The organism is Mesorhizobium sp. LCM 4577 (assembly GCF_001854795.2).
In the GTDB taxonomy this organism is placed as follows: Bacteria; Pseudomonadota; Alphaproteobacteria; order Rhizobiales; family Rhizobiaceae; genus Mesorhizobium; species Mesorhizobium plurifarium.
The window spans coordinates 1-25,369 of record NZ_MDDU01000005.1; the positions used below are offsets into that span (position 1 = coordinate 1).

Annotated in this window: 19 protein-coding genes, 1 tRNA gene and 3 pseudogenes; 14 read left to right on the forward strand and 9 right to left on the reverse strand. The window is 61.9% G+C overall.

All coding sequences use genetic code 11. The features are described 5' to 3' along the window. Window positions 1-319: 319 nt before the first annotated feature. Complete coding sequence (locus LCM4577_RS09670) at window positions 320-673, forward strand: hypothetical protein (protein ID WP_116390018.1); 354 nt, start codon at window positions 320-322, stop codon at window positions 671-673. Between the two features lie 199 nt (window positions 674-872). On the opposite strand, the gene LCM4577_RS09675 is transcribed toward LCM4577_RS09670, so the two are convergent. After that, window positions 873-1,583 carry an SIMPL domain-containing protein gene (locus LCM4577_RS09675; RefSeq protein ID WP_041002396.1) on the reverse strand — a complete coding sequence of 237 codons (711 nt, stop codon included), beginning with the start codon at window positions 1,581-1,583 and terminating at the stop codon, window positions 873-875. A gap of 220 nt (window positions 1,584-1,803) precedes the next feature. On the opposite strand from LCM4577_RS09675, the gene LCM4577_RS09680 reads away from it, so the two are divergent. Further along, window positions 1,804-1,879, forward strand: a tRNA-Ile gene (locus LCM4577_RS09680). Between the two features lie 191 nt (window positions 1,880-2,070). Here LCM4577_RS09680 and LCM4577_RS09685 read toward each other — a convergent pair. From LCM4577_RS09685 to LCM4577_RS09695, 3 genes and pseudogenes are all read right to left on the reverse strand, one after another. After that, window positions 2,071-3,063, reverse strand: a pseudogene (locus LCM4577_RS09685) (tyrosine-type recombinase/integrase); the annotation flags it as partial. 12 nt (window positions 3,064-3,075) lie between these two features. Beyond that, complete coding sequence (locus LCM4577_RS09690; RefSeq protein WP_082048681.1) at window positions 3,076-3,324, reverse strand: hypothetical protein; 249 nt, start codon at window positions 3,322-3,324, stop codon at window positions 3,076-3,078. A gap of 848 nt (window positions 3,325-4,172) precedes the next feature. Next, window positions 4,173-4,910, reverse strand: coding sequence for an AAA family ATPase (locus LCM4577_RS09695; RefSeq protein WP_116390019.1), 738 nt, complete (start codon window positions 4,908-4,910; stop codon window positions 4,173-4,175). A gap of 301 nt (window positions 4,911-5,211) precedes the next feature. Between LCM4577_RS09695 and LCM4577_RS09700 the strand changes: the two are divergent. From LCM4577_RS09700 to LCM4577_RS09740, 9 genes and pseudogenes are all read left to right on the forward strand, one after another. Beyond that, window positions 5,212-5,748: pseudogene (locus tag LCM4577_RS09700) on the forward strand (amylo-alpha-1,6-glucosidase); the annotation flags it as partial. A gap of 197 nt (window positions 5,749-5,945) precedes the next feature. Then, window positions 5,946-6,242: a DUF982 domain-containing protein gene (locus LCM4577_RS09705; protein WP_041002404.1), complete on the forward strand. Its 297-nt coding sequence runs from the start codon at window positions 5,946-5,948 to the stop codon at window positions 6,240-6,242. A 102-nt stretch (window positions 6,243-6,344) separates the two neighbouring features. Next, window positions 6,345-6,779 (forward strand): annotated as a pseudogene (locus LCM4577_RS09710) (hypothetical protein); the annotation flags it as partial. Between the two features lie 379 nt (window positions 6,780-7,158). After that, window positions 7,159-8,064, forward strand: a complete 906-nt coding sequence (locus LCM4577_RS09715; protein WP_071070955.1) for a DUF3991 and toprim domain-containing protein — start codon at window positions 7,159-7,161, stop codon at window positions 8,062-8,064. Window positions 8,065-8,507: 443 nt separating this feature from the next. Further along, on the forward strand, window positions 8,508-10,178 hold the full coding sequence (locus LCM4577_RS09720; RefSeq protein ID WP_041002407.1) for a ParB N-terminal domain-containing protein: 1,671 nt from the start codon (window positions 8,508-8,510) through the stop codon (window positions 10,176-10,178). 509 nt (window positions 10,179-10,687) lie between these two features. Next, window positions 10,688-11,275, forward strand: coding sequence for a hypothetical protein (locus tag LCM4577_RS09725; protein WP_041002409.1), 588 nt, complete (start codon window positions 10,688-10,690; stop codon window positions 11,273-11,275). Window positions 11,276-11,728: 453 nt separating this feature from the next. Then, window positions 11,729-12,577 (forward strand): DUF4118 domain-containing protein, encoded by an 849-nt coding sequence (locus LCM4577_RS09730; protein WP_041002411.1) that lies wholly within the window; start codon window positions 11,729-11,731, stop codon window positions 12,575-12,577. Window positions 12,578-12,629: 52 nt separating this feature from the next. Next, the gene (locus tag LCM4577_RS09735; protein ID WP_071070957.1) at window positions 12,630-14,549 is read left to right on the forward strand and encodes a potassium transporter Kup; all 1,920 of its coding nucleotides are present in this window, start codon (window positions 12,630-12,632) and stop codon (window positions 14,547-14,549) included. A 21-nt stretch (window positions 14,550-14,570) separates the two neighbouring features. Then, window positions 14,571-14,960 carry an MAPEG family protein gene (locus LCM4577_RS09740; protein WP_041002413.1) on the forward strand — a complete coding sequence of 130 codons (390 nt, stop codon included), beginning with the start codon at window positions 14,571-14,573 and terminating at the stop codon, window positions 14,958-14,960. A gap of 558 nt (window positions 14,961-15,518) precedes the next feature. On the opposite strand, the gene LCM4577_RS09745 is transcribed toward LCM4577_RS09740, so the two are convergent. The 4 genes from LCM4577_RS09745 to LCM4577_RS09760 all read right to left on the reverse strand — a co-directional run bounded on the left by LCM4577_RS09745 (window position 15,519) and on the right by LCM4577_RS09760 (window position 19,887). Then, window positions 15,519-16,412, reverse strand: a complete 894-nt coding sequence (locus LCM4577_RS09745) for a carbohydrate ABC transporter permease (RefSeq protein ID WP_041002415.1) — start codon at window positions 16,410-16,412, stop codon at window positions 15,519-15,521. A 1-nt stretch (window position 16,413) separates the two neighbouring features. Then, on the reverse strand, window positions 16,414-17,265 hold the full coding sequence (locus LCM4577_RS09750) for a carbohydrate ABC transporter permease (RefSeq protein WP_371410041.1): 852 nt from the start codon (window positions 17,263-17,265) through the stop codon (window positions 16,414-16,416). 183 nt (window positions 17,266-17,448) lie between these two features. Beyond that, on the reverse strand, window positions 17,449-18,774 hold the full coding sequence (locus tag LCM4577_RS09755; RefSeq protein WP_041002419.1) for an ABC transporter substrate-binding protein: 1,326 nt from the start codon (window positions 18,772-18,774) through the stop codon (window positions 17,449-17,451). A 36-nt stretch (window positions 18,775-18,810) separates the two neighbouring features. Next, window positions 18,811-19,887: an ABC transporter ATP-binding protein gene (locus LCM4577_RS09760; protein WP_071070959.1), complete on the reverse strand. Its 1,077-nt coding sequence runs from the start codon at window positions 19,885-19,887 to the stop codon at window positions 18,811-18,813. A gap of 420 nt (window positions 19,888-20,307) precedes the next feature. On the opposite strand from LCM4577_RS09760, the gene ftsH reads away from it, so the two are divergent. The 3 genes from ftsH (at window position 20,308) to LCM4577_RS09775 (ending at window position 24,078) form a co-directional block, all read left to right on the forward strand. Further along, on the forward strand, window positions 20,308-22,143 hold the full coding sequence (ftsH, locus tag LCM4577_RS09765; protein ID WP_071071064.1) for an ATP-dependent zinc metalloprotease FtsH: 1,836 nt from the start codon (window positions 20,308-20,310) through the stop codon (window positions 22,141-22,143). A 546-nt stretch (window positions 22,144-22,689) separates the two neighbouring features. After that, window positions 22,690-22,875 (forward strand): hypothetical protein, encoded by a 186-nt coding sequence (locus LCM4577_RS09770; RefSeq protein WP_041002425.1) that lies wholly within the window; start codon window positions 22,690-22,692, stop codon window positions 22,873-22,875. Window positions 22,876-23,148: 273 nt separating this feature from the next. Further along, window positions 23,149-24,078 (forward strand): ArdC family protein, encoded by a 930-nt coding sequence (locus LCM4577_RS09775; RefSeq protein WP_071070961.1) that lies wholly within the window; start codon window positions 23,149-23,151, stop codon window positions 24,076-24,078. Window positions 24,079-24,249: 171 nt separating this feature from the next. On the opposite strand, the gene dinB is transcribed toward LCM4577_RS09775, so the two are convergent. Next, window positions 24,250-25,335: a DNA polymerase IV gene (gene dinB / locus LCM4577_RS09780; protein WP_041002429.1), complete on the reverse strand. Its 1,086-nt coding sequence runs from the start codon at window positions 25,333-25,335 to the stop codon at window positions 24,250-24,252. Between the last annotated feature and the right edge of the window lie 34 nt (window positions 25,336-25,369).

A 25,369-nucleotide genomic window follows, 5' to 3' on the forward strand; every position in this document is an offset into this window, starting at 1 on the left:
GCCCTGACGGGCTCGCGCCTTGATGACGAACCGTAACCGGCTCGCAACGCATATTGATGACGAAAGCTGAAGGGTCCGCGTTTAAGGACGAATCGTATGGGGTTCGCGTTTAAGCACTACGAGCAACGAACCTGGGCGGGTTCGCGTTTGAGGGCGGACTTATCAGGTCCGCATTTGGCACCAAGGGCGACGAACCCTGACGGGTTCGCGCTTACATGAACCGGACATGAATGGCCGGTTCGCGGAAAATTCAGACGCAAAAAGGCATTTTCCCATCATCGGTTCTAAGGGCGACAGCCCACAACAAGGAGAGAAGACGATGTTCAACACGATCAAGACGGCAGCTCTTTCGGCCCTGGTCGGACTTGGCGCCTTGGCCGCCATTCCGGCGCATGCGGACAGCCTCTATCTCGGTTTCGGGGACAGGCACGACCCGCGTTTCGGCATCTACACCGGCGACGACGACGGCTATCGCCGCGACTGGCGTCGCGATCGGGACTGGCGTGGCTGCTCGCCGGACCGCGCCCTCGACAAAGCCGAGCGCATGGGTCTGCATCGCGTCCGCATCGTCGACATCAGCCGTCGCACGGTGAAGGTCGCCGGCCGCCAGTATGGCGACCGCGTGGTGGTGGTGTTCGCCAACGAGCGCGGCTGCCCGATCATCTATCGCTGAGGCTGAAAGGGCGACCCTTCGCGAGGATCGCCTGTGCGGACGATCCCCCGCGGGATCGCCTATGAGATATGATCTTCTGCGAAGATCAATCGACTAGCGGAGCCCTTCGAGGTGAGGCGCGGCTCGAAAAAGCCCCGGAGGGTCGACCCTCCGGGGCTTTTTTGCGTGTCGGTGGCGCGCCTGCGGCGCCGGCCGGTCGTTACTTCAACTCAAAGGTGACCGTGACCTGGACGTTGTAGGAATTCTCGCCGGCCTGCACCGGGACGGCCGAACGCGCCGCATCGAACGACTTGGCCGCCATCGGCATCGGCGCCGGCGCGATATTCTGGTCGGTGATCTCGAGCACCTTGCCCAGGCTGACGCCCGCCGCTTCCGCAAGCGTCTTTGCCTTGGCCATGGCGTCGGCGACGGCCTTCTTGCGCGCCTCGGTGATCGTCGCCTTCGGATCGTCATTGGTGAAGGCGATGCCGCCACCCTGATTGACGCCGAGCGACACCGCCTTGTCGAGAATCTCGCCCGTCTTGTCGACATCGCGCACGCGCACCGACAGCGTGTTGGTCACCTGGTAGGCAACGAGCTGCGCCTCCTGGCTGCCGTCGGCCTTGTTGGTGTAGTTGTAGCGCGGGTTGATCTGTATGCCGGCAGTCTGCAGGTCGCGTTCGGCAATGCCCGCGGATTTCATCGCCGCGATCACCGCCGCCATGGCGTCGTTGTTGGCATCGAGCGCTTCGCGCGCGCTCTTGGCCTCGCGCATGACGCTGAGTGAAAGGATCGCCATGTCCGGCGCCACCGTCGCTTCGCCTTCGCCGGACACGATGATGCGGGGCGGAGGCTGGGTGTCGGCGGCGCTTGCCAGCGCCGGAAACGCGACCGCGGCAGCGAGCGCGATGGGCAAAAGATGTCTGGTCATGAAAACTCCTCGAAGTCTGCGGTCCGCAGCCCCGAGCCGCATCTGCCTCGACCCGCAAAGGCATCGATTCCCGGCAGTGCGGCGCAAGGGCCGGACCTGTTTCGCGCCCTATGGGCGCAGGCCGCTCTACGGCGCGAATATGGGCTGATTTTGGCGTTTTGCGCCAGCGCTTTCGAAAGCCTTGTGCGACGACAAGAAAAACACTAAGCCAGCCCGCGTGGGGCCTGTAGCTCAATGGTTAGAGCCGGCGGCTCATAACCGCTTGGTTGGGGGTTCGAGTCCCTCCGGGCCCACCATTATCGTTATTTATTAATGCTTTATAGGGTGGTTCGCCACGAGGTTCGCCAATAGGTTCGCCAAGCATCGGCTTGCGCGTCACAAGGCGCACGACTCGATCCATTCCCTGGACCGCCAGCCGAACCTGCGATGCCTCACGCGAATAGAGCTCGGCATGATCGATATCGTCGTGACCCAGCACGTCCATGAGCTGCCTGGTCGAGGCCTCGGCCTCCGCCAGATAGACGCCAAGCGACTTCCTCAGTCCATGCAGGGTCAACCCCTTCGGCAGACCCGCAAGCTTGCACCAATGCGCCATCATTCCTGTCAGCGACTTGGCGGAGAACGGTTCACCATAGCCGTTGACCAGAACGGTCTCGCCGCGCCTGTCGGCCGCATCCAGGATCTCAGACAACATCGGTGTGATCGGCACGAAAAGCCGCTTGCCGCCAGTTCGTCCCTTGTTCTTGCTCTGAACGATATCAAACCCGTCAAAGTGACGTTCGACACCGTCGATGAAGACACGGCGGGTCACCCTCTGATCCCAGCGCAGGCCCGCGACATCGCCGCGACGGTTGCCCAGCCAGAGCGCCAAGCCGTAGCAAGTGCGTGCCGCGGTGCCGAGTTGCCAACGGTTTTCGAATTGCGCCATCGCTTCGCGCGACCAAGCTTTCCAACCGGCATAGGCGGGACGCCATTCGACCGCCGCTGTGGGATCGATTTCGATCCAGTCTTGCCGCAGCGCGACATAGACCAGCTTGCGTATGCCCACCAGAAGATGCTTGGCCTTGTGGGGCGTGGCGATGAAGCGGCCAAGAAGCTCTTCAATATGAATACGTCGAAGGTTCTTTACCGCTACATCCCGCCAGATGAGCGGGTGATCTGCGACCACCCGGAGTTCCAGGAACTCTTCAATCAGCTGCGTGTTCTTGCGCTTGCTGGCTTCGTCAAGCGCCAGCCACTTGACCGAGATCTTCAACCGTTGAAATGCCGCTCCAAACGTGCCGGGCAGGGCGGCTCCAGGCATACGGACGACGGGAGCCTTGGGGACTTTCCGGCCCTCGACCGCTGCTTGGTAGGCCTCCTTGAAACCCGCCTGATTGGGGGCCGGCAGACTAACCACACGCTCCTTCGTCCGATAGCGCCAGCGAACTTTGCCATGGCGGTCGGTGTAGGAGGAGAGGCCGGGATATTTGTCGGTCATGGCAGAATGAATCTATTCCCTGCGATGATTCCCTTGCAACAGGAAGTCGACGATATTTTCTTCATCGTCTCCAGGTAGTTCGCCAAAGGCCGCTTCGAGTTTGAGCCGATCCCAAATCACGCGACCGTCAACTTTCTTCGGCTTCGGCATGCGGCGGTCAGCAACCATCTGGTCGAATTTGGTTATTCCCACACCAACATATCGGGCGGCTTCTTCGCGTGAGAGGCCACGAGGAGGATAGGAGAGGGAGTCGCTTTTCATGATTTCACCGGCACATGTCCGCCCAGCCCACGGACTTCCGTTCAGAGGTCAGGATCTAGATTGCATCAACCTCCGACGAAAGCACGCCGATCAAGCACTGCGGCAAATTGCGGTCTTGGCGTACAAATAGGAGGCTTGTGCAACTTCAGGGGTTCGAGTGGGGAGCATGCCGCCTTCCCAGTCGGAGAGCGCACGACCCCTTCTACAGTGTCGGGCATGGTGGGGTGCCTCGGTGCTGCAAAGACCGGTAGCGCACGGTTGACACGAAGCTGTCCACGACATGAGCGACAGTTTTGCGCCCACACTGGCCTTCCACTTGGTAGCGGCGAGTTCGCAGCCTTTCTGTCGCATGCCGGATGCCAGTTTTCGACACGGTGCTGACCATGTCGTGGGGCAAGCGTCTCGACGACTTTGCTGCCCGCGGTCCGTTGCGCTGAAGACCGATGCCCTGGCGAACCAAGGTCTCGGGTAGCGCGATGTTCTCTACGAAAAGGACCGGCTGACATTCAACCACCGCGCAGCTTCGTTTGCGTCTCCGACTGAACGGTTCAGCTCTCGAAGAGCGCGATCTGAATGTCCGGACACAAATCCCGGAGCCGCGTCACGTCCCCTATCAGGATCGGCTGGCCGTGCTTGACCTTTATGTTCGGTCAACGATGGAATGCGGCTGGCCATAGGATGGGAGCCAAACGCTCACCCGATCCTCTGTCACCCGCCTGCGTACGGTCGCGGTGATGGCGACTCATCGCCGATATTGAAAGAGCCCGTCGCCATACGAGGAGTCTGGCGCGGCTGAGGGCCTCGTCAAGCGATTGCTAATGAACATCAGCCGGCAGGTGCAGTTGATATCAGCCGGCGCGCCAGAGCGCCTCAAAAATTTGCTCCTCGATATCATCCAACGCCAGAGTTGGCGAAAGCCGACGACTTGTGTCGACGTCTACGATGGATCGACCGCGCGCTTTCAGCAAACCACATACCTGGTCGACAGTCTGTGCCGATCGGAGATTCGCCTCCAACTTGGCCTCGAACAAGCGCTCGGCAAAGCTTTGGCGCCGCTGTCGGTCCCTGAGGCGCTCTATGCGCAGACCTTCGCAAGCATTGATTCGGACCACGATGTCCGCCGTGGGAACGATGTCTAACGCATTGGCCAGCGACTTTTCGTTCGCAGATCCGCTCAAGAGAGCAAGTGTCGACACGACTTGAACGAATGCTTGATCAAAAATCAGAATGTCCTCGCAACCGATTGACTGGCGCCATGCACGGGCCAGTCGGAGTACGTATTGAGCCAGTCTGATGCGCCAAATCAGATTCTGAGGCGGCAGCGTATTCATTAGGCGCGTGCTAACTCTGAAGTCGGCGGCGTTCGTAACCGGTCGGCACGCCATGCTGATCGGTCCTGCAATCGCACGGGCAACACGGTGAATGGCGGGTATGATGCCCCCGGGGTCCAGCATGGATTGATAACCGCCGGGCCGGTAAGTGAGAACAACGCTGGCAGGATGCCCGTGGGCTCGCAAATGATGACAGAGCGCATGTGCGATTGTCGTCTTCCCAGAGCCCGCCGGACCCACGAATTCGACAATCATGCAACGGGACCTTCTCTGATGATCCCTGACTGAAAAAAGGCCGGGAGCTTCTGGCGATTATGTAGCGGCATATGCCTCGCCTCAATCACGACCGAATGCCTGGGGCCACCCCTCCGTTTGTCCGAGGAGCACCTACGCCGTCCGCTCCTTCTTCGGAGGGCCAATGTACCTAGCCGGCAAAGAGATGTGTTTTTTACGAAGGCGCGGTGAAACAACGGCGCTTTCTGCAAGTTCGGTGCCATGGGCGATGGCCTTCAGGCGGCATTTCGCCCCGAGATGTGCTATGATTCGTCTCATGGGGCAGTTGCTGTCGGGCCATCTGCACAGGGGTTGGGGCGTTCGCACGTTGGCCGTCGACGAGATTCCGTTCAATCCGATGTCTTGCCATAACGGCTCGATCTGGCCGCACGACACGGCAATCTGTGCCGCCGGGCTAGCCCGCTACCAGGAGCGCACCAGTGTCGTGAAGCTTATGAGCAGCATGTTCGAGGCGGCCGTCCGCTTCAACATGCGGCTTCCGGAGCTGTTCTGTGGCTTTACGCGGGCCATCGGCGATGCGCCGATTGCCTATCCCGTCGCCTGTCTGCCGCAGGCATGGTCGGCCGGTTCCGCGTTCATGATGCTGCAGGCCTGCCTGGGAATCCGCATCGACGGTTGGAAGCGCGAGATCAATGTCGAACGGCCGCGGTTGCCGATAGGCATCGACAACATCGTCATCCGGCACTTAACCGTGGGCGAGGCGAAGGTCGACCTCAATTTCCAACGCGTCGGCGACCGGGTCGTGTGCTATCTCGACGACCGGCACGAGGGTCTTGTGCCGCTGGTCGTTCGCTCCTAGCACCCGGGCAGCAGGGCCTGCCATCGATGTTCACTGGGCGTTCAGGTGCTGCCGGTGAGGTCTCGCGGGAACCTCTTGAACCGAGAAGAGCTCCTTCCAATCTTTTCTCTTGGTCTCCAGCCGGGCGTGCAGGTGTTCGAACATTACCGGTGCATTTGGGTAACGATCAACGGGTTAGTTGTTGAAGGGAGGTCACTATGGAAAGTGATGCTTTCAAGCAGCCGGTTTTCGTAGGGCAGGACGGCTACATCCAAAAGATCGACTGCCTGATGGATGCCATTGAGTTTTTGGAAGAATGGCCTGTGGAGAGACGCGGCCTGCTTCACGCGGCGGCCTGCGAAGCGTGCTACTCGGCTTATGACGGTCGCAAACCGGTCGAGGCCGCGCACAAGGCCTTTACGACTTGGGCCCGCAAGGTTGGCGTGATCGAGGACGTGCCCACAGCGCCGCCGTGGATGACTGGGCCAAAGATCAGCAACGCAAACCTCTTGTGAGGGGCGCGAAAGGACTCTTCATCAGACGCAGCTTGCGACGAAACGTGTCGGTGCCAAACGCCGCGTCAGGGGGCGCGTCTATCGGACCCAGGCACCGATGGGGTCGATCTCGCGGATTTGGGAGCGGCGCGACTGGAAGCGGTGCGTGCTGCTGGCGAGATGATAACGACACAAAGCAGTCGTTCAGGCAGGGTCCAAGCCAAATACGCCAGCCTCAACCACTCACCCGTTGCAGGAAGTCGGAAGTATCAGCTCCCGCTACAATGCCATGGAAACCTGGCGGCCTGCCGACACCCCGACCGTCCAGAAATCGGCTTCTTGACGCACGCTTCTGCGGCATTTCTCACTCGATTTTCATTTGGTATCTATCACGTTGAGGCCATTATCACAGAACCGGACTGGTCGTTTTCATACGGCGCCCTTCGCCGGGGGCTGTCGGTCCCGCATCCCGCCTTACGGCGGCGCTATGCTGATGCTCCTTCGGCCGCCCTGTTGAACCGGTCTCAGGGCCACGAACCTGCTCCGGCACCGAACTGACTTGTTTGCGCATACGGACATTTCGGTGCCTCCACTTTGTACGCCCTTTTCACATTGGTCGGGAGAGCATTGGCTCTCCCGACGGAGAGGCCGACAAGGGCGGAATTTTGACCGACGGATTGCCGAGGGAAAAGAGGAGCAAAGACCCGGGGCGTGCAGTCGTCGCGGAAGCAGAGTGTCGCAGAGAACGGCGCGGCCCACCGTGCCGCTTGCGCGCCAAGGCTGGCAAGGGAAGCTGCGCCGCGGCGCAACCCGCCACCATCACGGCATTGTATGCCGCGCCCTTGCCCGCCTGGCTCTTCGCGGCCTCCTGTCCCTGCCCAATCATTTGGGACGAGAACCGGATGGAAGGGAGGCGCCGCAAAGGTGCGCGGGCGAAATGGAAAAAGCAGAACTTGAAAGGCTAAAGGATGAGGTACCCTGCGCTGCGGTGCTGGAGCGCGCGGGGTTCGCCCTGGACGTCAAGGAGAGCACGCGCAAGGCGATGAAGTATCGCCGTGAGGCTTCAATCATCATCGTCATCCACAGCGGCAAGGGCTGGTTTGACCCACTCGGCGACGGCAAAGGCGATGTCTTTCGCCTGGTCGAACATCTTGAGAAGGTGCCGTTCGTAGAAGCCATGAACGAGGTCGCCAGCCTCGTCGGGTTCGTGCCGTGCCAGCCGGTCTGGCAGCGGGTGTCGCGTGAGCGGGAGCCTGATCTGTCGATACCGGAGCGCTGGCACGCACGGCGCAGTCCATGGCGCGGATCAGCCACCTGGCGCTATCTGACCGGGGCCCGCCATCTTCCCGACCGCATCGTCCGCGCCGCAATCAGCGCCGGCGCCCTGCGCGAAGGCCCGCACGGCTCGATGTGGGCCGCCCATGTCGACAGCAACGGCACCGTCACTGGCTGGGAGGAACGAGGACCGGACTGGCGCGGCTTTGCCACCGGCGGCGCCAAGGTGCTGTTCCGCCTCGGTAGCCCTGATGCGCTACGCCTTTGCGTGACCGAAGCGGCCATCGACGCCATGAGCCTTGCCGCGCTAGAGGGCTTTCGCGGCGACACCTTCTATCTCAGCACCGGGGGCGGCTGGTCGCCAGCGACCGATGCGGCGCTCCGCGCGCTTGCCGCCAAGCCCGGTGTTGAGATCGTCGCGGCTACCGACAACAACAAACAAGGCGAAATCTATGCCGACCGGCTGTTCGGATTGAGGGAGCAAGCTCGGTGCTGCAGTGATCGCCTTCGACCCGTAGCGGATGATTGGAACGCCGATCTGAGAATGAGAGCGCCGCCGACGAGCTGACACGCACGACGTTGCGAATAGCCATTGTTCTCGATTGATCAGATCACGGCCGTTCTCCTCGACCCGGGCGTCAGAAGTTTTTTCGGACATCCCTCGGAAGGTCGAGACGTCGAGCATGAGGTGCAGGCGACGTAGCTTGCCTCCACGTTCTGAGCTTTCGCCGGCTCGACCTGAAGGGAGTTCCAGAGAGGAGAGAAGCGAAAACACAAGGAGGACTGCTCGCAGATCGGGTGGTCCGCCGACGCTGACGCTCAACCGCGCCGGTCGCAATCCCGGCCCGTCGTCCTGCGCAAGGCTGAAGAAGCCCCGCTTGGCCAGCCGGGCAGGGATGCTCCAGCGCAATTGCCTCGTCCCACCCGCTCCGCGGTCCGGAGGATGTCTTCGGAAAGAAGACCAGAAAGGACTGGCGAAGGGCCTGTCCATAACCCCCAAGGAGCATTCCAATGGAACTGAAGTTTGTCGATCCGCGCTCGCTCAAGGACAATCCTGACAAGGCCCGGCGCTCCAAGTCGAGCCCGCAGGCGGACGCCTTGCTGCTCGCAACGATCAAGGCCATCGGCGTCGTCGAACCACTGATCGTCTTCGCTGAAGCCGATGGCGGCAATGGCTTCGTCATCGATCAGGGTCATCGGCGCGCGAAGCAGGCGATCGCTGCGGGTATCGAAGAGGTCGCCGTTCTGGTCGTGCCTCGAGCCGAGGACGGCGGCGCGATGCGCTCGCTGGCTACTTCCATCACGCACGAGCAGCTCAACCCGGTGGATCTTTGGCGTGCCATCGAGCGTCTCGTCGCGCTGAACTGGACCGAAGAGTCCGTTGCGATCGCGCTCGCGCAGTCGGTGCGCCAGATCAAGAAGCTGCGCCTGCTCGCCAATGTGCTGCCGGCGATGCTCGAGGCAATGGCCAAGGGCGATATGCCGAACGAGCAGCAGCTTCGCACCATTGCGGCCGCTTCGCTTGAGGAGCAGAAGGAGGTCTGGAAGGCCAAAAGGCCCAGCAAGGACGACCCGCAGGTGTCGTGGTGGAGCATCGCCAACGGTCTAACCAAGCGACGCATGTACGCGCGCGACGCAAGCTTTGGCGACGAGCTGCGCGAGGCCTACGGCATCGCCTGGGTAGAGGATCTGTTCGCGCCGGCCGACCAGGACAGCCGGTACACCACTGACGTCGAGGCCTTCCTCGGCGCCCAGCAGGAATGGATGACGCAGAACCTGCCCAAGAAGGGCGTCATCACCGAACCGAACGCCTATGGCGAGGTGAAGCTGCCGCCGAAGGCGGAGCGCGTCTATGGCACGCCGAAGAAGTCGGATCGCACCGCGATGTATCTCGACCGCGAGGGAAAGGTGAAGACCGTCCAGTTCCGCCTGACCGAGGCCAAGAAGAAGGCCAATTCGACGGAAGCCGCCGAGGCGGTCGTGATCCCGAAGTCCCGTCCCGATATGACCCGCAAGGGAATCGAGATGATCGGCGACCTGCGCACCGATGCTCTGCACGAGGCGCTGTCGCGGGCGCCGATCACGGACCACACGCTGTTGGCGTTGCTCGTTCTCGCCTTCGCTGGCCAGAACGTACGCGTCGATTCCGGTGCTGGCGGCAATCATGGGTTCGGTCGCTGCATGCCTCGGCACGCAGCCACACTTTTCGATGCCGAGGGGAAGTTCGCCTTCGACGCCGAAACCTTGCGCATTGCCGCCCGGGGCGTCCTCATCGATGCACTCTCCTGCCGCGAGGGCATGAGCAAGTCCGGCGTAGTGGCACTCGTCGCGGGCGGCGCGATTGGGGCAGACAGCTTCCTCGCCAATATGGGCACCGAGGACTTCCTCTCCTGTCTCTCGCGTCCGGCACTCGAGGGCTCCTGCGCCGACACGCCGGTCCTGCCGCGGGCGCGCGTAAGGGACACGCGGGCCGCGCTCGTCGAGCACTTCAAAGAGAGGCCCTTCGTCCACCCGGCTGCGCTGTTCACTCCCGATGCGGCGAGCCTGACCGAATGGCTGTCCAAGAGCACCGTCGCCGAAGTCGATGACGACCTCGGGCCCGAAGTCGAGAGTCTGAGCGGCCAGGATCAACGTCCCGAGAAAGGCGGGCTCGATGATGGCTACCGGGAGGCTGCCGAATAGACCTCGCCTCCTGTTGATCGCTCTGCCGCCGTCAGGTTCGCCTTGCGGCGGCAGGTGTAGGGCCGCGACCGCGAGCGAGCGCTGCCGATGATGGTCCCTCCGGCGTCGGGCCCACGATCACAGATCGGGTCAGCATGGCATGCATGCCGAGCCACCTCCGGTCGGCGAATCGGCAGGTCATGATCATCTGTCCTTAGGTTCCAATGTCGAAGTCGAGGCCCTGCCGGTCCTCACTCGGGCTTCATGGCGGTCCTGAACCTGCGGCCGTCCGCTTCAAGGCCGCGTTCCGCGCCGCGGGGCGGCCGGATCGGTCCGGTCTCGACATGGCAGGCCCGCGTCTCGCGCGAGGGCTGAAGGAAGCCCTGCTTGGCCGCAAACCTTCCATGCTCGTCTCGGTCCGCCCGGACCCTGAAGCGCCCGTTATCCCGCCGGTTCTTTTGGTCCGCGCCCGAGGGAGGGCCGGCACGGAGCCGGTCCTGGCCTCGAGAAGCTGAAGAAAGGAGATGCCAATGACCAGCAAAGCCGCCAATTCCCGCGCAACAGCCCGTATCGCCCCGCCGCGCAAGGGCACTACCTTCCAAATGGTCCGGCTCGTGTGTCCCGACGCCGCACAGTCCTCGCTCGTCTCGGAAAGTTTTGGCCTTCCGGTTCTCGACAGCGACGGCATTCGCGAATTGCACGAAAAGCTCGTCCTGGACACGGCCGCGGCGCTCGACGAAGGGCTTGGGGAACGCGCCATGCAGATACACCTGCAACGCGTCGTCGGTGCCTTTGTTGGATCCGCCTACGGGGCCGGCCAGTTCTACAGCCGGGCGGTATCCGAAGCACGGGACGCAACGGCCAAGTCGGCCTGCAACGATCGAAACGAAGACGTCGCAGGACCGGTCGGCTTCGACAGCGCTGCCCAACGCAAGCGCGAATTCGCCGCCGATATGGCACTACAAGCCCATGCGCTGCGCATGGCCGCCGAGGGGGCTATCGCGGCCTACGAGCAGGTTGTGGGCGAGGCCTGGAAGCCGTTCGAGCGTCCGGTCGAAAACCCCGGCCAATCCGTCGACCGCAAGGCGGCCGAAATGCAGATGGCAGCTCTCGGATGAACGCCGAGGGCGGGGTTCCGGTCCCGCCCTCCTGCCATGTCGAGCATGTCCGGCTCAATCGCCCGTCGCGTCGACTGCGCAGGGCCTACTCGAGCCATCGAAGTCCACGACACCCCTCCTGGCATCTTGGAGCGGTTCTGCCGTGCCAGATTCCAGGGGCCCGGGGGGAGCGCCTTGGGGCTGCCGATTGCAAAGCGGCGGCTAAACGAGGACGCCCTGCTCTCGCGCGCCCCCGCGCGGGGGGGCAGGCCTCCCTCTTTTCTGCCTACGAGAGAGGCGCCGGCTGCCGTTGTGGGCGCTCTACCGCCGAGGGCGGCAAGCGCGCACTGAGTTCCCGGATCCGCCGGATTTCGACTATGGAATCTTTATATCTTGGGTCCGTCTCACGAATGGAATCTTTATGCGTGTCGGCCTACGTTTGGGCGTTCGGCAACCCCGGCGGGGAGTGAAGCGATGGCCGATATCAATCCGAGGATACAACAGGAATTTACAGCGTCTCCGGGTGCCGATTCACTTTTCGGCTTGGCCGATGCTCCCGCTGCAGTGCGCTATGTTGCTTCGTTTGCAATGACCGCCTTCGCGACGGTGGTGGCTGCCGGTGTCGACAGCCAGGTGGCGATCCCGAACATCTCGCTCATATTTGTGGTGCCGGTGATCATAGGGGCCGTCGGGCTTGGTTTGGGCCCCTCGCTCTTTTCGGCGATACTTGGTGCACTCGCCTACAATTTCTTCCTCACCGAGCCTCGCTACACGCTGATCGTCGATGAACCGGCCAACGTCTGGGCGATCGGACTGCTTTTCTTCGTCGGACTTGTCGTCAGCGGCGTGGCCTTTACCTCCCGGCGCCGCGCAATCGAAGCCGCGCTCCTGAGGAGACAGGAAAGGATGCTGCAAAACTATAGTCGCGACGTCGCGGCTATCGACAATGCGAAGGCGATCGTCTCGATCACCTGCCACATGCTTGCAGCGCTCTTCCAAGTTCCAGTCGTCATTCTCGTTTTGGATGGCAAGAGGGTTTCCGTCGAGAAAGCCGGCAATGTTGAGCCGCAGGAAGCCGAGATTGAGGCGGCGCAATCGTCATTGGCCGCAGGACATGTCGTGCGCGCCGGAGTCTATCCGGCGTTGACCTCGCGCTTTGACTTCTGGCCTGTAAAAACAACGGCAGGGGGCCCGCGCGCGGTCATTGGGCTCGCATTCAACCCCGATGAACGTCCCGCGACCCCTTCGACGTTCGTCGATGTCGTGGGTCGCTTTCTGGCCCTGGCCCTTGATCGTCAACATTTCCGGCATGCTCGACCGTAAGCAGCCGGGAAGGCGAAGGTCAGAAAACGGCGCGAGCCGGAGGAGCGGGTTCATGAGCAATGCCGATGCAAGCGACGGCGAGGGTGCAGCAGCACAATCCGCTGCGCATGCCCACTCGCAGCAGAGCGTGCGGATATTGATTCTCGGCGCTCTCGGCGTCGTTTACGGCGATATCGGGACAAGTCCTCTCTACGCGTTTCGCGAAGCGCTGCTTGTTGCGGCATCGGACGGATCGGCGACACGTGAGGATGTGCTCGGCATTCTTTCGTTGATCGTTTGGGCGTTAATCCTCATCGTGACAGTTAAGTACGTCACATTTGTTCTCCGAGCGGACAACAAGGGCGAAGGCGGCACGCTCTCCCTGATGTCCCTGGCCGGCAGTCGTTTTCCGGCCCGCTCAGCTGCCATTTTGGTCTTGGGCGTGCTTGGCGCGGCGTTGTTTACGGGAGACTCTATGATCACGCCAGCGATCTCGGTGCTCGCTGCGGTGGAAGGTCTTGAGACCGTTACGCCGGCCCTTCAGCCGTACGTCTTACCAGTCACGCTTGTCATTCTTGCTGGGCTCTTCGCGGTCCAACGATTCGGAACCGGCGCCATTGGAGGCGTTTTCGGGCCGATCACATTCGCATGGTTTCTCGCGCTAGGGGTTTCCGGAGTAAGCCATATCGCCACCAATCCCGGAGTGTTGTGGGCCGTCAACCCCTACCACGCCGTCCACTATCTCGTGGCCAATCCAGCACTTGCGCTCAGTACAATCGGCGCCGTTTTTCTAGCTGTTACCGGCGCTGAAGCGCTTTATGTCGATCTGGGCCACTTTGGCCGCAGACCGATTGTTATGGCTTGGTTGTGGACCGTGTTCCCGTGCCTTTTGCTGAACTACATTGGGCAAGGCGCCTTTGTTTTGACCCGCACCGAATTGCCTGAGAATGTTTTCTTCGACATGCAGCCTCGCTGGGCGCTGGTGCCGATGGTCGCCTTGGCCACCGCCGCCACGATCATCGCCAGTCAAGCTGTGATTTCCGGGGCGTTTTCGCTGGTGCGTCAAGCCGTTCAGCTGAATCTTCTTCCCCGATTCAGCATCCTGCACACATCCGAGACGCAAGTTGGCCAAATCTATCTTCCGAGGGTCAATTTGTTGCTCGGCATCGGCGTCATGATGCTGGTGCTGGGGTTCCAGAAGTCGGGTAACCTCGCGTCGGCCTATGGTATCTCCGTCACCGGCCAGATGGTGGTCACGGACCTGCTTCTCTTCATCGTCATGCGCCGAATCTGGAACTGGTCACTCACCGGCGCCCTTGCAGCGGCGGCACTCTTTCTGATCGTGGACCTGGTATTCCTCGGCTCGAACATCATTAAGGTGATCGAAGGAGGCTGGGTCACCCTGACCATTGCGTTGGTTATGTGCATCATTATCTGGACCTGGGTGCGCGGCGGCCGCTACCTATTCGACAAGACCCGCCGCAACGAGATCCCGCTCGATTTTCTTGCCGGCAATCTGTTGAAGAAGAAGCCCCATCTGGTCTCGGGCACGGCGGTGTTCCTGACCAGCGATCCGCTGAGCGCCCCGACCGCGCTCATGCACAGTCTCAAGCACTACAAGGTGTTGCACGAGCAGAACGTCATCCTTTCGGTGGTCACGGCACCACAGCCGGTAGTGCCCGACGGGGAGCGGGTGAAGATGGAAATTCTTAACGAGCTGTTCATGCGAGTGACGCTGACCTTCGGCTATATGGAGCAGCCGAATATCCCGCGTGCGCTCGCGATATGCCGCAAGCAGGGCTGGAAATTCGACATCATGTCGACCTCCTTCTTCCTGTCCCGACGCTCGCTCAAGGCCTCGCCCAATTCCGGCATGCCGGTGTGGCAGGACAAGCTGTTCATTAGCCTGGCGCGGACGGCGGCCGATGCGACGGAGTATTTCCAGATACCGACCGGGCGAGTCGTTGAGATCGGCACCCAGGTGGTGATCTGATCCGACCGCAGCGAGGTAAACATGACGTTTGAGCTCAAGATGCTTGTCCTAAGTATCGCTCTCGGGTTGATTCAGATCGTGCTGGCTTCGCATGCCGCAAGCTTACAGCGCGGCTATATCTGGACAGCGAGCTCTCGCGATGAAGCTATGCCCCCGTTGAGAGGAGTCGCGGGCCGACTGGCGCGAGCATTGCAGAATTTTGTCGAAACTTTTCCGCTTTTCGCGGCGGCTGTTCTGATTTCTCACGCGGCTTCCGCAAACAGTTTGATGACCGAATGGGGCGTTCAACTCTATTTCTGGGGTCGCGTTGCCTATCTGGCATCATACGCAGCAGGGGTCTTTCTACTGCGCTCTCTTATATGGAACGTTGCGACCCTCGGGATCATTCTGATCCTTTTGTCGCTAGTCTGAACGGATGCAACAGCGATATTGTCACGCTGATCTGTTTCGTAAGCTTTCAGAGATCAAAGCACTCTCCGATCGATAGATCAAACCTGGCTCGACAATCCATTCACCGGGGGAAAGCGCCTCTATGTCGTAACGCCGCTCAGAATCTCGCGGTGCGAGCCCGACATAGTGAAACCGCTCGCCGAAGCAATCTGTGACGGTCTCGAAAATCGGCCGACCTCCGACGTGGCCGACCACCTTACCTTCGGCACCCTCTTGGGTAGCGTCGGGCTCCAGAACCCGGAGAATAAAATACTCAACAGGGATGCTTCTCAATCCGAGGCGCATCACCTCGTCCTCCGTGACGGAATTCGAGCGCATAATATGCGCGCGCGATCTCCATAAATCTATCTATTCAATCAGTCCGGCTCCACGAACCTGCCTACAAATCCGAGAATGCCTAAACCGCTCATGACCTATCATAAGCTTCCCGTGCAGCCCTCTTCGCCAATGCAGTGTCGTTGTTGCCGGGCGACGGCACGATAATCCACTTCGCCGGTCCCAAGGTCCGGTCGTACGGCGTCATTCCTTCACCGCGCCCGTCATCGACGAAACATAGTGCTCGACGAAGAAGGAATAGAGCACCACCACCGGCAGCGACCCGATCAGTGCGCCGGCCATGAGCGCGCCCCATTCGTAGACGTCGGAGCGAACGAGTTCGGTCAGCACGCCGACCGGCACCGTCTTCTTCTCCGAAGACTGGATGAAGGTCAGCGCATAGATGAACTCGTTCCACGACAAGGTGAAGGCGAAGATGCCAGCCGAGATCAGACCGGGCACCGACAGCGGCAGCACGATCTTGGTGAGGATCTGCCAGCGGCTCGCGCCATCGATGAGCGCGCATTCCTCCAACTCGAAGGGGATCGAGCGGAAGTAGCCCATCAGAAGCCAGGTGCAGAACGGTACGAGGAAGGTCGGATAGGTGAGGATCAGCGCGAACGGCGTGTCGTAAAGGCCGAGATTGAACACCATCACCGATAGCGGAATGAACAGGATAGAGGGCGGCACGAGATAGGCGAGGAAGACGGCGAGGCCAACCTGCCGCGCGCCCGAAAACCTCAGCCGCTCGATCGCATAGGCAGCTAGCACGGCAGCCGCCAGCGACAGGAAAGTAGCGGCGGTCGAAATGATGATCGTGTTGAGCAACCAACCTGGATAGGAGGTCTCGAAGAGCAAATAGCGAATGTGCTCCAGCGTCGGATGCACGACCCAGAGCGGATTGTAGTTCACATAGTCGGTCATCTCGAGATTGGGCTTAACCGCCGTGATTGTCATCCAGTAGAAGGGAAACAGGAGAACGATCAGAAACACCAGCAGCGGCAGATAGACCGTCACCACACGCCGCGGAAGGCTTTGCAGGTAGCCCATGCCGCCTTCGTCGGTCTCCAGGCGCTCGACTTCCTTGATCGCGGCCATGTCAGTCTCCGCCGCCTTGCTGCCATCTGCGCCGTTGCAGTCCAAAATAGCTGAACAGGATCGCAGCCAGCAGGAAAGGAATCATGGCGACCGCGATTGCCGCGCCTTCGCCCAGTTGGCCGCCCGCGATACCGCGCTGGAAGGACAATGTCGCCATCAGATGCGTGGCGTTCACCGGCCCCCCGCGGGTCAGCACGTAGATCAGCTGGAAATCAGTGAAGGTGAACAGTACCGAAAACGTCATGGTGATGGCTATGATCGGCGTCAGCAACGGCAGGGTCACGTAGCGGAACAGCTGCCAGCGGCTGGCGCCGTCGAGCGTGGCGGCCTCATAGAGCGATTGCGGAATGGTCTGCAGTCCGGCAAGCAGCGTGATGGCGACGAAAGGAATGCCGCGCCAAACATTGGCCGCGATGACCGAGGCGCGCGCATTGGTCGGGTCACCAAGAAAATTGATGCGGTGGTCGATCAGGCCCATCTGCTGCAACGCCCAGGACAGGATCGAAAACTGCGAGTCGTAGATCCACCAGAAGGCGATGGCCGAGAGCACCGTCGGTACGACCCAGGGCAGAAGCACCACCGCGCGGAAGAACGATTTGAAGGGCAGCTTCTCGTTGAGGATGAGAGCCAGCCAGAGGCCGAGCACGAATTTCAGGATCGAAGCGCTGACCGTGTAGAGCAGCGTATTGAACACCGAGAGCCAGAAGACGCTGTCGCTCCACAGATATTCGTAGTTCTCGAGGCCGATGAAGATGCCCGGTCGGCCGATGCGTGTGTCGGTGAAGCCGAGCCAGACGCCGAGCCCGAGCGGATAGGTGAGAAAGACCAGGAGCAGCGCCGCCGCAGGCAGCATGAAGCCGAAGCCGAGAGCATTCCTGCTCTCGGCGAGCCGGGACAGGATCGACGGGCGCGATTGAACGGCAACGGACGGCACGGCCATGGCGCGAGCTCCTTGCTGTGGGGTGGAACTGTGGCTGACCGCGCTCGGCTTGCGTAAGCCCGCAAACGCGGTCAGCCTGCTTCAACTGCGCCAGGATCAGACGCGGTAATAGCGGTTGGCGCGTTTTTCGGCCTCTTCCATCGCTTCCTGCGGCGTCGCCTGGCCCGTCACCGCCTTGGCGAACATGTCCACCAGCACGTAGTCGGCCATTGTCGCGGCGGATGCATAGCCGAGCGGCCCGGCATAGCCGTTGGGGCGCAGCGTCGCCGAGGCTTTCGCATAGGCCGCATTGTTAGGGTCGGCCTTCCAGACCGGGTTGTTGTCGAAGGCTTTCAGCGTCTGGCAGCAATAGGCCGCCGACGAAGTGATCCAGTCGGACATTTGCGGGTCCTCGAACATGAACTGCAGATAGGCTTTGGCAGCATTGGGGTAGGGCGTGTAGTTGAAGATGACAGCCGTGGTCACCTGGAAAAGCTCGACCGATTTCCCGACCGGCCCGATCGGCATGTTTGTCGTGCGGATGTCCTTGGCGATCTCGGCCAGCTTCGGGTCCTTGTCCTTGTTGACCTTTGCTGTGTTGTAGACCGAGATGCCGTTGGCGATCACGCTCACTTCCCCGGCCAGGAATGCCCGGTTGTTGTTGACGTCGAGCCAGCTTTCGGTGCCGGGGATGAAGGTCTTGTAGAGCTCCTGCGCATACTGGATCGCCTTGAGCGTCTCCGGGCTGTTGATCGTGACCTTGCCGGCTTCATCGACCATCTTGCCGCCATGGCTCCAGAGCAGCCAATGCGCGTAATTGTTGCCGTCGCCAACGCCGTGGCCGTGGGTGAAGCCGGCGGGATGCCCTTTCGCCTTCAAGGCCTTGCAAAGTTCCAGGAAACCGGCCGTGTCCTTGGGAAATTCGGAGAAGCCTGCCTCCTTCATCCAGCTTTCTCGGTACACGATGGCGTTGCCGATGGTGGCCAGCGGCAAGCCGATGAACTTGCCCTCGCGCGTGGCATATTGTTTCGGGCCGTCGTACCAGCCGCCATACTTCTTGCCGAGATAATCACCCAATTCCGTCACATCGAGCAGCTTGTCGGGATATTGGTGCGGATCGTCGAACCAGACGAACATCAGGTCGGGGCCGGAGCCGACATTGGCGGCGACCGCCGCCTTGGGACGGATGTCTTCCCAGCTTTCCTTGTCGATCCGCACCTCCACGCCCGTCGCCTCGGTGAACCGTTTGGTATTCTTCAGCCACTGGTCCTCGTCGCCTTGCACGAAGGGCGACCACCGCAGCAGCCTGAGCTTGGCACCTTCCTCGGGCTTATACGTCAGGCCTTGCTGGGCGAAGGCACTCGAGCCGGCGAAGCGGCTGCCCAGGGCTCCGGCCGCCGCGGCCGCGGTCGTGCGGATTACATCGCGTCTGGTGAACTTCATGCTCGTTTCCTCCTGTTGCTCTGTCGTTGCCTGTTTTTATCGCGCCGTCTCGATTCGCTTGCCGGTTTCGCCGTGGAAGAGGTGGATCGGGCCGGGGTCGACCGACAGCCGAATGGTTTCTCCCGGCGCGAAGGAATGGCGCTCGCGGAAATTGGCGACGATGTCCTCCCCGCCGGGCGTCCGGCCGATGATCTGCACTTCCGACCCGGTCGGCTCGATCACCGCTACCTTGACCGGAATGCCGTCTTCGGCCAGCCGCAGGTGCTCGGGTCGTACTCCAAGCACCATGGCTTCGCCGTTGCCGATGGAGGGAGGCTTCGCCAAAGGCACGGAAATGCCCCCCCGCCCCGAAAAGACGGTGGGGCCATCATTGGCGAACGCGCCCTTGAGCAGGTTCATGGCGGGCGAGCCGATAAAGCTTGCAACGAACAGGTTGTCCGGCCGGTCGTATAGCTCGAGCGGCGGTCCGATCTGCTCGACGAGGCCGTCATGCATGACCACGATCTTGTCCGCCATGGTCATGGCCTCGATCTGGTCGTGGGTGACATAGACCGTTGTCGTCTTCAGCCGCTGGTGCAGTTCCTTGATTTCGGCCCGCATCTGGACCCTCAGCTTGGCGTCGAGATTGCTGAGCGGCTCGTCGAACAGGAACACCTGCGGATTGCGCACGATTGCCCGGCCCATCGCGACGCGTTGGCGCTGGCCACCCGAAAGCTGGCGGGGATAGCGCGACAGAAGCGGCACGAGCCCGAGGATTTCGGCCGCCCGCTTCACCCCGGCATCGATTTCTGCCTTCGGAACACCCTTGAGCATCAGCGAGAACGCCATGTTCTCTGCAACCGTCATGTGCGGGTAGAGCGCGTAGTTCTGGAAGACCATGGCGACGTCGCGCTCCTTTGGTGCGACGTCATTGACGATACGGCTGCCGATCGAGATTTGGCCCCGGGAGATTTTTTCCAGGCCTGCAATCATCCTCAGAAGCGTCGATTTTCCGCAGCCCGAGGGTCCCACCAGCGTGACGAACTCACCGTCGTCAATATCGACGCTGACGCCATGCAGAATCTGAGTGGCACCGAACGATTTGTAGACATCGCCAATCGCGACAGACGCCATCGAACTCCTCCCGATGGTCCCTGCGAATTTCGCGGGGAGCCGTTCCAATCAAAGTGTGGCTGAAACGGATGCCGGCAAGCACCCACCACTGGCGTCGGCGACATTCGCCCCAGCTCCCCCCGGGTCACGCGACTGTGAAACGGTAGCGCTACCATAGCCGCCTGTAAAGCAGCACCGATCATCGCCGTCCTCGGGTCGCCTCGATGCGAGCCAATGCCCCAAAGCTGCCACAGCGTCCCACGAGGCGTTCCATCGAACAGGACGAAGGAAGAGAGAAGCAACACCTGAGGCGGCTAGTCCGGCGCGCACCTCCGGACGGGCCGCTCCTATTTGCAACCTATCGGCCGATCATCACACGAGAGGGAACCGGTGCCGCCTTCGCCCGTATAGTTCCAGACGGATCAAACGCCTCGAGTGAAGATGAACACGAGAACCCGCTTCCACATCTGGTACTGGATCGCCGCCTTTGTGGGTTTGATGCTGTTCCAGTACCTGTTCGTCACTTCCCAGCAGATCGCACAGATACCCTACAGCCAGTTCGAGTCTGACCTGAAGCAAGGCAAGATCGCCGAGGTTGCTGTCTCAAATCGCTTCATCCAGGGCCGCTTCAAGCAGCCGCAGGACGGCCGCGCAATGTTCATCACGACCCGCGTCGAGCCCGATCTTGCCGCCGAGCTGCAGCAGCACGGGGTTGTCGTGACCGGGGCCGTCGAGAGCACCTTCCTGCGCGACCTCCTGTCCTGGGTAGTGCCCATGGCGGTGTTCGCCGCCATCTGGTTCTTCATGATGAGGCGCGCGAGCGGCGGCCTGGGCGGCGGCCTCATGCAGATCGGCCGCAGCAAAGCCAAGGTTTATGTCGAGGCCAATACCGGGGTGACCTTCGAGGATGTAGCCGGCGTCGACGAGGCGAAGGACGAACTCAAGGAAGTCGTAGATTTCCTCAGGGATCCTAAGAGTTATGGACGGCTCGGCGGCCGCATGCCGAAGGGTGTCCTCCTGGTCGGCCCGCCCGGGACCGGAAAGACCCTGCTCGCCAAGGCGGTAGCCGGCGAGGCGCGGGTCCCGTTCTTCTCCATTTCCGGCTCGGAGTTTGTCGAGATGTTCGTCGGCGTGGGTGCCGCGCGCGTGCGCGACCTGTTCACGCAGGCGCGTGCCAAGGCCCCGGCCATCATTTTCATCGATGAGCTCGACGCGCTCGGCCGCGCCCGCGGCCTGGGGGCAGTGGCGGGCCACGACGAGAAGGAGCAGACACTCAACCAGTTGCTTGTCGAGCTCGACGGCTTCGACCCGACCACGGGGCTCGTGTTGCTGGCGGCGACCAACCGTCCCGAAATCCTCGATCCGGCGCTGCTGCGCGCCGGACGCTTCGACCGCCAGGTGCTGGTCGACCGGCCCGACAAGACAGGCCGCATCCAGGTCCTGCAGGTTCATCTGAAGAAGGTCAAGCTCGCGCCGGACGTCGATGCAGAGAAGATCGCCGCGGTGACGCCGGGCTTCACAGGAGCCGACCTCGCCAACCTTGTCAATGAGGCGACGCTGCTTGCGACTAGGCGCAAAGCTGATGCCGTCGCCATGGCCGACTTCAACAATGCCGTGGAGCGCATCGTCGCTGGCCTGGAGAAGCGCAACCGGCTGCTAAATCCGCGCGAGCGCGAGATCGTCGCCTATCACGAGATGGGCCATGCGCTGGTCGCGATCGCCCTGCCGGGCGTCGATCCCGTGCACAAGGTGTCGATCATCCCGCGCGGGGTCGGCGCGCTCGGCTACACGATCCAGCGTCCGACCGAAGATCGTTTCCTGATGACGCGGGAGGAGCTGGAGAACAAGATGGCGGTGCTGCTCGGAGGGCGCGCCGCCGAGCAGATCGTGTTCGGTCATTTGTCGACCGGTGCGGCGGACGATCTCGTCCGCGTTACTGATATCGCCCGCGCGATGGCCACACGTTATGGGATGACCAAGCGGCTCGGCCATGTCGCGCTCGACCGTGACCGCCGCTCGTTCCTGACGCCCAACGAGCTGCCGCTGGCGCCGCAGGAGCGCGAATACTCACAGCAGACGGCGGCAATGGTCGACGAGGAGGTGCGCAGGATCGTCGACGCGGCTTTCGAGCGCACTGTCGGCCTGCTCGAAAAACAGCGGGATACGCTGGAGCGGGCGGCGCGCCGGCTGCTGGAAAAGGAGACGCTGGACGAAAGGGAATTGGCTGAGTTGGTCCGGGAAAGCAAGCAGCCAGTGCCACGAGAGCGGGTTATCTGAGCCTGGCAGCCGGTCTCGACCTGAGCTAGGCGTCGACGCGGCCACAAGCCCGAATTGGGGGTGCTCATGGACAAATCGGGGAGCCAGGTCCGATTTTTGACCATTCGTAAGCCTCCAGCCGATGATCCCGGCCGGGTAGCGAACAAATCGATCTCATCGAGCAAGTTCAGGCGCAAAGCTCCCACCTTTCCGCTCAGGGCCACCACCCTCGACAGGTCAAGTTCTTGTTCCAGCGATTTCGTGTGCGCGACCTTGCACCGGGTTCGGATGTTGCTTTCGGCGCACGGACGTTTTGGGAGACGGCCGCCGATGCCGGCCCTTTCGCCAGCCTCGGCCCGATTGGCATGCTGGGCTCCTTCACGGCCCAATCCCGCTCTCTCGTAATGGCTTTCCTGGTGCGGCTGCGGATCTTCCCCGATCAACCCGCAAGGGGTCCGCTAGCATGCTGCGGCCGCTCGGCTGACGCCTTCGGGTGATCGCGCCCGCTTCCACACACTGACGGAGCCATCGAGCGGGAATTGGCCCGCTCCAAGATGGAGCCCTCAGATGTCCCACGATCTCATACTCGCCCAAAAGGCCGCCTGGTCTCTCGCCCGCACCCTTATGGTCCCGGTTATCCTCTTCCAGGTCGACAACGAATTTGGCGTCATGCCCGCCGATGAGCTCGACGACGCCAATGTCGAAATCCTCTTCGAATACGATCCCTATAGCGGCGGCCACTCGGTTCATTGAACCGGCCTTCCCTCGACTGCAGTCAGGCGGCGCCTAGCGCCGCCTTTCTGTTTTCTGACGTCCGCTCGCGCCCCGTCCTGCCCCGAGGTCCTGGCGGATCCAGGCAGTCAGCGCAACGGCTTTGCCGTCCTCCGCTGTCGCTGCGGCCCATGACTACCCATCGTGCGAGCACGACGGGACCCGGTCGGGTGCGCTGCCGCCCTCCTGCTCCGCCCAGGCGGACCTCCGTGACGGGGCCGCGATCGGCGCGGCCTCCAACTGGAGGTTCATGAAATGAGCAGGAACGAAAAAGCAGAACGTATCGATCTCTATGCGCGCATCACCGGCCGCATCGTAGCCGAGCTGGAGATGGGTGTCCGTCCTTGGATGCAGCCGTGGCAATCGACCGATGGCTCCGGCCGCGTCACCCGGCCGCTCAGGCACAATGGTCTGCCCTATAGCGGCATGAATGTCCTGCTGCTTTGGTCGGAGGCTGTCGCGCGCGGCTTTTCCAACCCGATGTGGATGACATTCAGGCAGGCGCTCGAACTTGGCGGTCGGGTGCGCAAGGGCGAGACCGGCTCGGTGGTGGTCTTCGCCAGCCGCTTTACGAGGACGGAGACGGACACCAGGGGCGAGGAAATCGACCGCGAGATCCCGTTCCTCAAGGCGTATTCCGTTTTCAACATTGCGCAAATCGATGGCCTGCCGGACCAGTTCTATCAAAGGCAGGCGGAGCCGGTGCGCGATCCCATCGACCGGATCGAGCACGCCGACCGGTTCTTCGCCAACACTGGGGCGGTAATCCGGCACGGCGGGGATCGCGCCTACTTTGCCTCGGCGACGGACCACATCCAGATGCCGCCGCTACAGACGTTCCGGGACGCCGCGTCATACGTCGCCACGCTCAGTCACGAGCTTACCCATTGGACTTCAGCGCCGCATCGCGTGAACCGCGACCTTAGTCGCTACGCCAAGGATTCCAGCGAGCGAGCGCGCGAGGAACTGATCGCCGAGCTCGGAAGCTGCTTCCTCTGCGCCGATCTTGGCATCGCGCCCGAACTCGAGCCCCGGCCGGACCATGCGAGCTACCTCGGCTCGTGGCTGAAAATCCTAGGCTGCGATAAGCGAGCGATCTTCTCGGCCGCTGCCCATGCGCAGCGCGCCGTCGCTTTCCTGCACGGGCTCCAGCCGGAGGCCGCGGAAGAATGCGAGGCCGCCTGATGTTTCGCGCATCAACCCTCGGAAGGGGAGGCCATGTGCCTTCCCCTCTGCTTCACACGACCGTGCCGGCCGATGATTGGGCCGGATTAGCTATCCAGGATAACCGCCAAATCCGATCCCCACGCGGGCTGATCCGCATAGCCTGCGGCCGCCTCTCCTTTTGCGCTCATCCTAAAGTTCGAACCGAAGTTGCCGTTGTTCCGGCGGCCACACATCGCCTAGCGACGAAAGCGTGACGCCCAGCAGCCGGATTCCCTTCTGTACCGGAAACACCGACTTCAGGAGATCGGCTGCGACACGCTCGATGTCAGAGAGCTCGATTGGCACCGACACGGTGCGACTGCGCGTGATCTGATGGAAATCGGCAAACTTGACCTTCAGCGTGATCGTCCGGCCCCGGATGCCCTTGCCTTCACAGTGCCCCCACACCTTGGCTGTCAGCGGCTTAAGTTCGGCGCTTGCTGCAGCGAACTCGAAGATGTCAGCTGCGAACGTATCCTCGGCGCCGATCGATTTGCGCGGCCGATCCGGCTCGACCGCGCGCTCGTCGATGGCGCGCGCGATCTGATAGTACCAGAGCCCAGACCTCCCGAAATGCTGCTGCAAGAAGGCAAGCGAGCGGTCCTTGAGATCGGCGCCGGTCTTAATGCCAAGCGCCTCCATTCTGCCAGCCGTTGCGGGACCCACGCCATGAAATTTCTTGACTGGCAGCGCCTCGACGAAGGCCGGCCCATGGCGGGGCGTGATGACGAACTGGCCGTTTGGCTTGTTCTGGCCGGAGGCCATCTTGGCGAGGAATTTGTTGTATGAGACGCCGGCGGAAGCGGTGAGACCGGTCACCAGCAGGATCTTCGCTCTGATCATCTCGGCGATCGTCGTGGCAGACGAAATTTCGAGCCTGTTCCGCGTCACGTCGAGATAGGCCTCGTCGAGCGAGAGCGGTTCAATGAGATCGGTGTGTTCGGCGAACACCTCGCGGATCTGGGCCGAAACGGACCGGTAGACGTCGAAGCGGGGCGGCACGAAGACCAACTCGGGGCATTTGCGCTTTGCCGTAACCGAAGCCATCGCGGAGCGAACGCCGAAGGCGCGAGCCTCGTAGCTCGCGGCAGCCACCACGCCGCGCTCCGCAGCCCCGCCAACGGCCAGCGGCTTGCCGCGCAGCTCCGGATTGTCGCGCTGTTCGACAGACGCGTAGAACGCATCCATGTCGACATGAATGATCTTACGCTGGTCGGCGCTGCGGTCGGGGGCCATGTCGCCAGCATATGTGCTTCGTGTTGCCGGATCT